The sequence below is a fragment of the Paucibacter sp. XJ19-41 genome (assembly GCF_028462495.1).
Lineage (GTDB): Bacteria > Pseudomonadota > Gammaproteobacteria > Burkholderiales > Burkholderiaceae_C > Roseateles_E.
The window spans coordinates 38,674-48,757 of record NZ_JAQOWX010000029.1; the positions used below are offsets into that span (position 1 = coordinate 38,674).

Here is a 10,084-nt window from a genome sequence, read left to right on the forward strand (position 1 = left end):
CGCGATGCGAGACCGCTGCTGTTTGTCGCGGTGGAACTTGGGCCCGAGCTTGGGGAGGAACTTTCGCTCAAGCCGCGCGGCCCGTACCCGTGCCAGGGGTCGGCGGGTTTGCTCCTTCCCGCTTCGCGTGAACGGCCCGCCTGCCGAACTGGCTTGCCAGATCGGCCCCCTGGCACCCGCCACGCCCGAAGCCGGGCCGCCTGGTTCTGCGTGGCTTGGCAGGTCGTCGCCGCTGCTACTGATAAGACTCGGGTGCGGGGGCGGTGGGTGTCGGCCCACCGAGTTCCTGCAGCGTCATCGTGAAGGCGTTGATCAGTTCCTCCAGATGCTCCTTCTCGACGAGGAGGGCGGGGATCTTCACCTCTTTCAGGAGGCCGGCTGGGGAGGTCTGGGCGGCCTTGAACTGGACGTTCACTACACGACAGCGTTCGCCGTTGAGGTCGGCTGCAGAGACGATCGTGATGTGGGTCTCGAACAGGATCACCGGATCCTTGACCGTTTCCATGTTGGCATCTCCGTGCTGCGGAGTCGCGATGGTCGCACGGCTTCGCGCGCTGTGGTGGTGTGTCGCTGCGATCTTTACCAGTGCCCGAGGGGCTGGCCCTGCCAGGTCTGGGCAGGTCTGAGCTGCGGACGCCATGGAGGGTGGACCAGGGGGCAATCCCGATGAGCGAGTCGGCAGGCCTGGCCTGCCGAGCGGGTGCGTGCGGGTTCGCGCGACGCGCTCATCCCCGCTGCTACGGGGACTGCTGCGCAGCCCTGTGGCCCCTCTCGCTGTGCCGCCAGTCTTCGCCTGTCGGCGCTGAAGTGCACCGCTTCGCGGTGTGTGGGCGCAGCGGCGGGCCGCTGCGCGCTGCTGCGGGTGTTTGGCGCTGGATGCCGCTGGTCCTGCTCGTCAGGCCGGCCTGGGTTGCATGGGTGGCGGCCCTGCTTCCGAGCCGTCCGGTTCTCGACGTGTAGCGCAGCGCCCGCCGGCGGCAAGGGTGCGGCTGCGCCCCGGGTCCTCGCCCGGTCCCTTCGCTTCGCAGGCTTCGCCTGTTTCGCTTTCGGGCTGCGGCCTGCGGCCCGGCCCTTGCCTTTGGCGCGCCCCGCGCTCCTGGTCCGTCGAGACGGCTCCAGGAAGCAGGGTTTTTCCACCACCAACGCAGAAAGGCGTGCCATGAGCAAGACAGCAACCCCAACCACCCGCGGCAGCAACAGCCGTGCAGCGGACGTTCCCTCCGCACCTCCCGAGACTCACCAGGAAGCAGGCCTGGAAGCCGGCATCGCCCTGCGGGCGCAAAGCCCGGAGGCGGACCTGCAGCACCTGCCGCTGCGCGGGCTGCGGCTGGACGAGCGCAATGTGCGCAAGGATCCGCCGACCGAGGGCGAGATCGAGGAGCTGGCAGACCTGATCGACGCCCAGGGCCTGCTGCAGAACCTGACGGTGATCGCCTACGACACGCCTCGGCGCGGCAAGGGTCGCGAGAAGCACCGCGTCTACACGCATGGCGTGATCGCGGGCGGGCGTCGCCTGCGCGCCCTGCACCTGCTGCTCAAGCGGGGCCGCATCGATCTGGAATACTCGGTGGCCTGCGGGGTCGTGCCGGTTGAGCGGGCCATCGCGGTCAGCGTGGCCGAGAACCAGGGTCAGAAGCCGATGAGCATCGCCGACACGGTCCAGGCGTTCGCGGACATGGTGGCGGCCGGCGCCGGCATTGAAGACATTGCCGTGTGCTTTGGCCTGACGCCGCTGACGGTCAAGCGGCGTCTGAAGCTGGCCGGCGTCTCGCCCAAGCTGTTCGCGATGTTCCGTGCGGGCGAGCTGAACATGGACCAGCTGATGGCGCTGTCGCTGGCGGACACGCATGCCAAGCAGGAGAGCGCCTGGGAATGCCTGCCGGTCTACAGCCGCGATCCTGCCGCGTTGCGGCGCGCGATCCTGGGCACCGGCGTGCGCGGTGCGCTGGTTCGCTTCGTCGGGCTGGACGCCTACGAGCTAGCAGGCGGCGTCGTGATCCGTGACCTGTTCAGCGACGAGCAGAGCGAATCGGATCACATCGGCGATCCGGCGCTGATGCAGCGTCTGGCGCTGGAGCGTCTGCAGGCCAAGGCCGAGGAACTGCGCGCCCTGGAGGGTTGGCCCTGGGCCGAGGTGGCCATCGACTTCGGCTACGAGGTGCAACAGCGCTATCACGACGCCCCGACACAGCGGCGAGAAGCCTCCGCTGAGCAGGCACAGGAGCTTGCCGCGCTGGAGCGGGAGCAGGAAGGCTTGGACGAGCGGCTGGAAGCCCTGTATGACCGTGAGCAGGAGGACGAAGGCGATGGCGACGGCGAAAACGCAGAGCGGGCCATCGAGGCGCTGGAAATGCGTCAGCAGGTCGTGCAGGCCCGAATCGACGAGATCGAGCAGCAACTGGCCTACTGCGAGCCCGAGGTGGCCGCGCTGGCTGGTGCCCTGCTGACGCTGGACCGGGAGGGCACGCTGGTCGTGAAGCGGCACCTGCTGCGCGACGAGGACTATCGCCAGCTGCGCAGCGCCATGGGCGGGGTCGCAGGCCACTGCCGCGCGCTCGGCGATGGCAGCAATGACGCGGGGATGGGCACCGGGCAGGATGGCGATGCAGACGCCGGGCTCTCGGCGGCGCTGTGCCGCGAGTTGGCGGCCTACAAAACCGAGGCCTTGCAGGTGACGCTGATGCGCAAGCCGCAGGTGGCCCTGGCCGCGCTCGCTCATGCCATGGCGACTGTGCTGCTGTACGACGATTGCACCGCGCGCTTCGCCTCGCCCACGGCACTGACCGTCTCGGTGCAAAGCTGCAACTGGTCGTTGATGCAGCTCACGCCCCGGCTGAAGGAGAGCTCGGCGCATGTCGCGCTGTCGACCCTGGTCGCGGGCTGGCGCGAGCGGCTGCCTGCCGAGCCGGTGGCCTTGCTCCCCTATCTGCTGGAGCAGTCTGTGGAGACCCTGCTCGACCTGCTGGCGCTGTGTGCGGCTCTGACCGCGAACGCGACGCATGGCTCGGCGCACGCAAAGCCGGCCCAGACGCTGGCGAGCGCCACCGGCCTGGATATGGCCGACTGGTGGCAGGCCTCGGGCGAGACCTACTTGGGTCGGGTGTCCAAGGCGCAGATCGGGCAGGCGCTGGCCGAGGCAGGCGAGGGCGAGGCCGGCGTCGGTCTGGCCAAGATGAAGAAGGAGCAGCTCGTGGAGAAGGCCGAGGCGCTGCTGGACGGCAAGCGCTGGCTGCCGGCCCTGCTGCGGGTGCAGGCCTGAGTGAGCGATCCGGGGCAAGGGCGGCGCCCTTGCCCTGTGCCCTTGCCCTGGTCCGGCGGCCCGATCCCGTGCCAGGGGAAGGCGGGCTTGTTCCTTCCCGCTGCGCGGGAACGGCCCGCCGGCTGCCGAACTGGCCTCGCCAGATCGGCACCCCTGGCACCCGCCACGCCCGAAGCCGGGCCGCCTCTTGAGGTGATCGCCCCGGCTCGAACGGCGCGCCAGCCGCTGCGCTTGATGGCACGCCGCCCGCGAAAGACGCCGGGGCTCAGCCAGGGGGCGGTCCTTCGGCGCAGCCTGGTGCCAGGGGACCTGGCACGGCGGCCGCGATGCCTGCGGACCGGTGATGGGGCAGTCCCCGCGCCGAGCAGGCCCACCGCGATCCCCCCACGGCGCCCCCATCCGTGGGTGAGGGGACTTGTGGGGGGATCTTCGAGCAGTGGGCCGAGACAGCGGCGCGCTGCTTGGGCTGCTGCTGAACACACCCCACCCATCCCCCACCCCTTCCCGTGAGGGAAGGGGCCATGCCCACCCCCCGCCCGCCCGTGGGCGGGAGCGAGGAGTCCGAGCGAGAGGATCTGCTGGGAGGCTTCCATCATGGGGCCGGCAGGTCCACTCAAAGGAGTCCCATCATGGCATCCGTTCGCGTGGAACAGCGCAATGCGCATCTGGCCGGCGCGGTCCGGCTTGAGTACCTGGTCAACCGCGAAGACCGGCTGGCCAAGGCCGTGTTGACTGCGATCAGCAATGTCCGACGCGGCAGCGGCGAGGCGCGGGAGGAGGAGAGCACCGCCGTGCAGTGGACCCTATGGGGAAGGCTCGCGGAGAACGCAAACCAGTACCTGGGCAAGGGCTCGCACGTGAACATCGTCGGCCGCCTGCGCAACAACAACTACCAGGACAAGAGCGGCGTCGATGTCTACGCCTTCAGCTTCACGGCCGACGAGGTCGACTTCCTGGACAGCCGGGCCAAGGCATCGGAGCGCGGCACGGTGCCCGAAGACGAAGGCTGGGGCGAGTCCTCGCTCGAACCACCGGCCCGGCGCGGCCGCTCAGCCCCCGGCGGCTCCGGTGCACGGGCCAAGCGCTGAACCCTCGGCTTTCATCATCCCTACCGACAGGAGATCATCATGTCCTCATCTTCCATACTGGCCGCTCGCTTCGGCCGTGGCAGCCGCGTGCTGCAAAGCGCTGTCCCACTGGCTGAAGACCAGATGCGCGCTGCCGCTCCATCGATCTTCGCGGCCGGCAAGCACTGCAGCCGTTCGGAGCGCTATGCCTACATTCCGACCATCGAGGTTTTGCGTGCCCTGCACATGGAGGGCTTCGAGCCCTTCATGGTCGCGCAGAGCGCGAGCCGTATCGCCGGCAAGGCCGAGTTCACCAAGCACATGATCCGCATGCGCCATGCCGGGCAGCTGCAGCGGGGCAAGTCTGAGGCCAATGAGATCATTCTGATCAACAGCCATGATGGTGCGAGCTCCTACCAACTGCTGGCCGGGGTGTTCCGTTTTGTCTGCTGCAACGGCCTGGTGGTGGGCGATGTGGTCGAGGACATCCGCATTCCCCACAAAGGCGATATCCAGGGCGAGGTGATCGAGGGCGCGTTCCGCGTGCTGGAGGACTTCGAGGCGGTGGAGGCCGCCACCGAGGGCATGAAGGCACTGAGCTTGCGCGCCGAAGAGCAGCATGCCTTCGCGACAGCCGCGCTGGCGCTGCGCTACGGTGAGCAGGCGACGGGTGCCACCACGCCGGCGGCGCCGATCACGGCGCAGCAACTGATGCAGCCCCGTCGCATGGAGGACCAGGGCGACAGCCTGTGGATGAGCTTCCAGCGCGCCCAAGAAAACCTGATGCGCGGTGGACAACCGGGGCGCAGCACCCAGGGCCGGCGCATGCACACAAGGGCCGTGGGCAGCATCGACCGAAGCGTGCAGCTCAATCGTGCGTTGTGGGTGCTGGCCGAGGAGATGCGCAGGCTGAAGGCCTGAAGAGCCACTCCGGCACGGCGGGCAAGCCAACCAACAACCTGTCCGCCGCGCCGTGGACCGGCAGGGCATGCCGCACGGGCCTACAGGTGCAGCATGCAGAAGGCCAGCAACCCTGTCAGCATGACCGAGGCCGCCGCCGATACGGTACAGGCCCACCAACTGATGCGCGAATGGTCTCGGTTCTCAGCGCAGGCCTTTGCAGCCTGAAGGAGGCTGTGCAAGGCGGGGTTCAGCTCGCTATGAAAGAGCGCGCGGGCGAAGGCGGCCATCGACCGACATTCGTCGTCGGCGGCGGTGTGCATGGCCTCGCGGGCGCTCCGCGCGATGTGCTTGGCCGCCACGCCCTGGGCATGCTCGGCCAATTGGGCCATGCGCGGCTCCGCCGCAGCAGCTTGCGCTTCGAGCCGTTCACAGGCACGGTCGACCGCTTCGGCGGCGGATCTCATCTCCAGCGCGACCATGTCGGCGCGATCCAAAAGCACCCCGATGTCGCCCAGCGCTTCGGCGACGAGCGCATCCCGTGCTGTGAAGGGCTCGTTCACGAGTAGTGCACCGCCGGCGCGGTGTCTGCATCAGCAAGCTCATCCAGACCGAGAGCTGCAAAACAAGCGTCAAGCGCGGGAACAGCGCCGATGGCCAGCCGGCGGGCAGCCAGCTTGAGGCCGAGCGCGAGCTTTTCCTCGCTGTCGTCCGAGTCACGGATCAGGCGCTTGTAGTCGGTCTGGTCGAGGGCCAGCGTGCCGATGTCGGTATGGCTGTCTCGCGCCAAGCCATAGATGTCGCTCGTGTACAAGCGGCAAGCCGTGTTTTCCTCCGCCAGCCGTTGCTGGGCGAGGAAGGCGAGCACGAGGTAGAACGACTCCTTGATCGGCACGCCGGGCTGAGCCATGTTGAAGACCAGCTTCAGACGCTGTGGCGGGATGCCAAACCGCGACAGCTCGATCAGCGTGGCGATGGTGTCCTTTTGCTGCTTGATTGAGGGCACGGTCGGCACGACAAAGCAGTCGAAGTCCTCGTGGCTGCCGCAGTAGGCCTTCATCAGGGTCAGAAACTCCTCGGCATTGCTCGCTCCAATGTCGATGACGGCGCTGTCGATGGTCTGCAAGTATTGCTGCAGCGCTCCGAACTGGCGGCCTTGCAGAGTCTGTGTTGTTTCTGCGTCGGCGTCGGCGTTGACGCTCTCCACAGCGATCAGCTCCGCAGCGGGAATGCGAGGCAGCAGAAGGTGGCGGGCCACGGTGGTCTTGCCCACGTTGCCCGAGAAGTTGATAACGGCGATCTTCATGGGTTTTCCTTTGCGCGCTTCAGGGGGTGATGGTTCTGGCTGCTGCAGAACGCCTGAGCCAGGTCTTTGCCGCTGGGTTGCTCGCAGAGCTCTGCGGGGGATGGCTGTGCGCCAGGCTGCTGTGACCGGCTTGCGGCGTGGGCCGGTGCGGAGTGCGAGGCTGTGCTGGCTATGAGTAGACCGGATGAGGTGACGGCAGGGACTGCGGTTGCCATCGTGATTGGCAGCGCGCGCGTGGGGCGCTTCAGTTCCCGCCGGATGGTGGCGAGGCTGACCTCTACGCCGGCCGCAGCCAGCGATCGGCGGATGGCGGTCAGCGTGTAGCCCTCCGCGCGGAGTCTGGCGATCTCGGCCTCGAATTGCCGCGCCTTGCGCGTGGCGCGCCCGGGCGGCTCCCCAGGCATCAGCTTCAGGCCTGCCTCTGCGGTCAGTCCGGGGACGCTCAGGTGCCGCTCCCGGGTCGCTCCCGGAACGCTTGATGGACGGTCAGGGGACGGACCTGAGTCGCCGAGGGACGCTGCGTGGACGGCTGAGGTGTTCATGACCAATCTTTAGTCCACGATTGGCCGGGAATCGGTGCTGATTTTTGCCAAAAATCAGCGCCTCAAAAGCGCGATTTCGGACCAATACTTGGTCTTGGGTTAGTGCAGCGATAGGGGCGAAGGCGCCCCGATGTATTGCACCCATCCGCGATGGAGGTGGCCATGGACAAGTCGCATCGAGAGCTCTTCTGCGTCGACCTGAAAGGGATGCGAGCAGCACTGCTGGCGCGTGCGCGACTTGAGGGCGTGTCGCCCACAAACCTTGTGCGGCGCGTGCTGGTTGAGCGCTTGGGTAAAGAGGAGGGGCGCGACCTCGTTCCATCCGTGCGCATCAACCCCGTGAGCCGTGGGCCGGTCCGTCTGTCGCTGCGCCTGAGCGCCGCAGACGCCCAACTCATCCGCCTGGCTGCTCGGCAGGCCCGATTGTCACCAGGCGCCTACCTCGTGGGGCTTGCGAGTGAGGTGCCCTCGTTAACCGGAGGAGGAGGGCGGCCTGCGTTGCTGACCGAGCTGCACGCTTCGACAGATGAGCTGGTGACCGTACGCCGGGGACTCCTGCAACTGGCTGCTTTGCTGAGGCACGGGGAAGGTGAGGCAGCGCGCGCATACCGGGACCTGCTGCTGCGGATCGAAGCGCCAATCCACCGGCACCTGAGGCTGGCCTCGGTGGCCTTGGCTGAGGCCGGGCTGGGCAGACCAGGATCCCGGGCGGGCTCATCTGGAGGCGCCCCAGCAAGAGGAGAACGTCATGAATGAGCAGCCACAGTGGATCGACGGACTGCTAGTCCAGTGGGGCGACAGGCTTTTCTACCCACCAAACCGTGTGGTGAAAAGCTCGACACCAAAGCTCTCGGGGCAGTCCGTTCATCAACGCGCCGACGCGATTCGCCGTCACATCGGGGCAGTGGTGCTGCGGCGCGTACCGCAGGTCATGGTCAAGGTGACAGGGGGCGGACGCGGCATGAAAGCGATTGCCGCGCACTTTCGCTACATCAGCAAAGCGGGGCGGCTGGAGATCGAAGACGAGCTGGGATTGAAGGCCTCCGGGCGTGAAGCGGTGCACGAGCTGACGGACGCTTGGCGCTATGGCGGGTCGAGGATTCCGGAAGAGGGCCCGCGGCGGGAGGCGCTCAATGTGATGCTGTCGATGCCGCAGGGTACCGATCCGCTGGCCGTGCTGCGGGCGGCCCGGGAGTTTGCACAGATCGAGTTCAAGGACCATCGATACGTGATGGTGCTGCACGATCACCAGGCCAACCCCCACGTGCACCTCAGCGTGCGGATGGAGTCCAAGCATGGGCATCGACTGAATCCGAGGAAGGCGGACTTGCGGCGCTGGCGTGAGCTCTTTGCCGAGCGGTTGAGGGGATGGGGTGTCGAGGCTGGCGCCAGCTCGCGCGCGTCACGAGGCGCCATCAGGGGCTACGAGCCGCTGTGGCGCATTCGTGCTCGCAGTGAGGGGCGCCTGCTCATGGCGGAGCGTGGGCCGAAGAGGGAGGCAAAGGGAGGGCCTGCCAACGCCCGCAGTACTACATGGAAGGCCATCATCCAAGTGCTGGAGTCGTCGAACGACCCTGCGGACATGAAGCTGGCAAGTGCGGTTCGTGGCTACATGACCGGCGGCAAGAACGCCTCCGCTGTGCGCGAGCCACGCGTAGTGCGCGAGGTGGAGCCACCTGATTTGGATCGACCAGGCCGCTGAAACCCTCACCGCCCACCATCTGAGGAGGACCTAAATGAAATCAGCTGCGTGGGCTGTTCATTTCTCCCTTGGCTTCCTGGGTCGACAAGGCGATGCGAAAGTCGGACCTCTAACTGAGGTCGGGAGTTGGATCGTCCAACATTCGATCGGCGATGTCGACGCAACAGTTTCACTGGCGCAGGCGAGGGTCGGCTACGCATGTGGCAACCAACGCTGAGGCGACTGACCCCGGCACCCTGATGCGTCACGCCCTTGCCGACCCTGGAAGACAAGATCGTCCAGGTGCGGTTGCCGAGGTTCTCGGTGCGGTTGTCGTAGCTGTGTTCGGTAACGAACAGACAGCCATCAAATACTCACGCAGTGTTTGATGTCGGCCCGAATCGGCGCCGAACGCCCGTTTCTTGAAACGGGTTTGCCTCTGAACCTCTGAGGGATGCATATGCGATTCGAGGACAGGAAAGATGGCAACTACCGGATCTACGCAGGCTCAATGGAGCTTTGCGCGGGTCGGGGCTTTATCGCAGCGGTTGTCGTTCATCGCGAGGACGATACCCATGGCGTACCTCAGGAGGTGTATCGGGATGCTGGGTTGTCGGGAAACTACCGGTGGGCAACCTCAGACTTGGCTCTGACTCGTGCACTCACCGAAGGCGCCAAAGCGGTCCTGGCTGCAAAATTCCAAAGGGCAGGCACGCTACGACGATAAACTTTCGCGCTTGATGTTCGGGAACGTGCGGACTCCGTTGTATGCCCAGGCCCTTGGGGTGGTGGTCGTCACACGCGCAGCCCAATTGACCTCATTCCAGACTTCGTTCCCGTGCTCCGCAATGTCGACGAAGTTCTACTTTTGTCAGGCCCGATACGGCTGACACTGTACGCCGGGCTCCACAGCTGCGGCCTTTGCCGCAGAAAGCACTAGTCGGCTGACGCTAATGCGCGGAGCCGCACCGACTTCTGGCCAGCCCGGGGCAAAGAATGTCTCATGCATCACAACAAGCTACTTGCGAAGCTCGGACGAGCGGACCGTCAGAATCTCTTGCGCTGTGGCGAAATTGTCCAGCTGGAGGCCGGCGCGGTACTGCATAAAGCTGGCTTGCCGAGTGCCAACGCCTACTTTCCGATTGCCGGTGCATTTGCTCTGGTCGGTGGGCTTGCTGAGGGTCCGCAAGCTGGTCTTGCCTTGGTGGGGCGCGAGAGCATGCTGGGTATCCATCTAGTACTCGGCGACCGGATCGCGCCAGTTGAATCGCCCCGGCTTCCGCGGAGGCCAGTTGGTTTAAGTCAGACGGTCGCGGCCTGACCAGCGCG

At 66.4% G+C, this 10,084-nt stretch carries 9 protein-coding genes and 1 pseudogene; 7 read left to right on the forward strand and 3 right to left on the reverse strand.

The annotated features are described in order from the left end of the window. Positions 1–235: 235 nt before the first annotated feature. Positions 236–505: a hypothetical protein gene (locus PO768_RS10160; RefSeq protein ID WP_272645971.1), complete on the reverse strand. Its 270-nt coding sequence runs from the start codon at positions 503–505 to the stop codon at positions 236–238. Between the two features lie 654 nt (positions 506–1,159). On the opposite strand from PO768_RS10160, the gene PO768_RS10165 reads away from it, so the two are divergent. The 3 genes from PO768_RS10165 to PO768_RS10175 all read left to right on the forward strand — a co-directional run bounded on the left by PO768_RS10165 (position 1,160) and on the right by PO768_RS10175 (position 5,247). Further along, positions 1,160–3,259, forward strand: coding sequence for a ParB/RepB/Spo0J family partition protein (locus tag PO768_RS10165; RefSeq protein ID WP_272645972.1), 2,100 nt, complete (start codon positions 1,160–1,162; stop codon positions 3,257–3,259). Between the two features lie 629 nt (positions 3,260–3,888). Continuing rightward, positions 3,889–4,347 carry a single-stranded DNA-binding protein gene (locus PO768_RS10170; protein ID WP_272645973.1) on the forward strand — a complete coding sequence of 153 codons (459 nt, stop codon included), beginning with the start codon at positions 3,889–3,891 and terminating at the stop codon, positions 4,345–4,347. Positions 4,348–4,386: 39 nt separating this feature from the next. Then, positions 4,387–5,247: a DUF932 domain-containing protein gene (locus tag PO768_RS10175; protein WP_272645974.1), complete on the forward strand. Its 861-nt coding sequence runs from the start codon at positions 4,387–4,389 to the stop codon at positions 5,245–5,247. Between the two features lie 80 nt (positions 5,248–5,327). Here PO768_RS10175 and PO768_RS10180 read toward each other — a convergent pair whose 3' ends face one another. Together PO768_RS10180 and stbB are read right to left on the reverse strand one after the other, a co-directional pair. Continuing rightward, positions 5,328–5,789 carry a hypothetical protein gene (locus PO768_RS10180; RefSeq protein WP_272645975.1) on the reverse strand — a complete coding sequence of 154 codons (462 nt, stop codon included), beginning with the start codon at positions 5,787–5,789 and terminating at the stop codon, positions 5,328–5,330. Then, positions 5,786–6,532 carry a StbB family protein gene (stbB, locus tag PO768_RS10185; RefSeq protein ID WP_272645976.1) on the reverse strand — a complete coding sequence of 249 codons (747 nt, stop codon included), beginning with the start codon at positions 6,530–6,532 and terminating at the stop codon, positions 5,786–5,788. The genes PO768_RS10180 and stbB overlap by 4 nt, the downstream gene beginning before the upstream one ends. Positions 6,533–7,236: 704 nt before the next feature. Here stbB and PO768_RS10190 point away from each other — a divergent pair. The 4 genes and pseudogenes from PO768_RS10190 to PO768_RS10205 all read left to right on the forward strand — a co-directional run bounded on the left by PO768_RS10190 (position 7,237) and on the right by PO768_RS10205 (position 10,076). Continuing rightward, on the forward strand, positions 7,237–7,830 hold the full coding sequence (locus PO768_RS10190) for a hypothetical protein (protein ID WP_272645977.1): 594 nt from the start codon (positions 7,237–7,239) through the stop codon (positions 7,828–7,830). Then, complete coding sequence (locus PO768_RS10195; RefSeq protein ID WP_272645978.1) at positions 7,823–8,776, forward strand: relaxase/mobilization nuclease domain-containing protein; 954 nt, start codon at positions 7,823–7,825, stop codon at positions 8,774–8,776. The genes PO768_RS10190 and PO768_RS10195 overlap by 8 nt, the downstream gene beginning before the upstream one ends. Before the next feature lie 737 nt (positions 8,777–9,513). Further along, positions 9,514–9,650, forward strand: a pseudogene (locus PO768_RS10200) (DUF1232 domain-containing protein); the annotation flags it as partial. A 108-nt stretch (positions 9,651–9,758) separates the two neighbouring features. Then, on the forward strand, positions 9,759–10,076 hold the full coding sequence (locus tag PO768_RS10205) for a hypothetical protein (RefSeq protein WP_272645979.1): 318 nt from the start codon (positions 9,759–9,761) through the stop codon (positions 10,074–10,076). Positions 10,077–10,084 lie beyond the last annotated feature (8 nt).

Bases quoted from the DNA above. Each gene is read 5' to 3' on its own strand.
- PO768_RS10160 (WP_272645971.1), bottom strand. From the start codon at position 505: ATGGAAACGGTCAAGGATCCGGTGATCCTGTTCGAGACCCACATCACG.
- PO768_RS10165 (WP_272645972.1), top strand. From the start codon at position 1,160: ATGAGCAAGACAGCAACCCCAACCACCCGCGGCAGCAACAGCCGTGCA.
- PO768_RS10170 (WP_272645973.1), top strand. From the start codon at position 3,889: ATGGCATCCGTTCGCGTGGAACAGCGCAATGCGCATCTGGCCGGCGCG.
- PO768_RS10175 (WP_272645974.1), top strand. From the start codon at position 4,387: ATGTCCTCATCTTCCATACTGGCCGCTCGCTTCGGCCGTGGCAGCCGC.
- stbB (WP_272645976.1), bottom strand. From the start codon at position 6,532: ATGAAGATCGCCGTTATCAACTTCTCGGGCAACGTGGGCAAGACCACC.
- PO768_RS10190 (WP_272645977.1), top strand. From the start codon at position 7,237: ATGGACAAGTCGCATCGAGAGCTCTTCTGCGTCGACCTGAAAGGGATG.
- PO768_RS10195 (WP_272645978.1), top strand. From the start codon at position 7,823: ATGAATGAGCAGCCACAGTGGATCGACGGACTGCTAGTCCAGTGGGGC.
- PO768_RS10205 (WP_272645979.1), top strand. From the start codon at position 9,759: ATGCATCACAACAAGCTACTTGCGAAGCTCGGACGAGCGGACCGTCAG.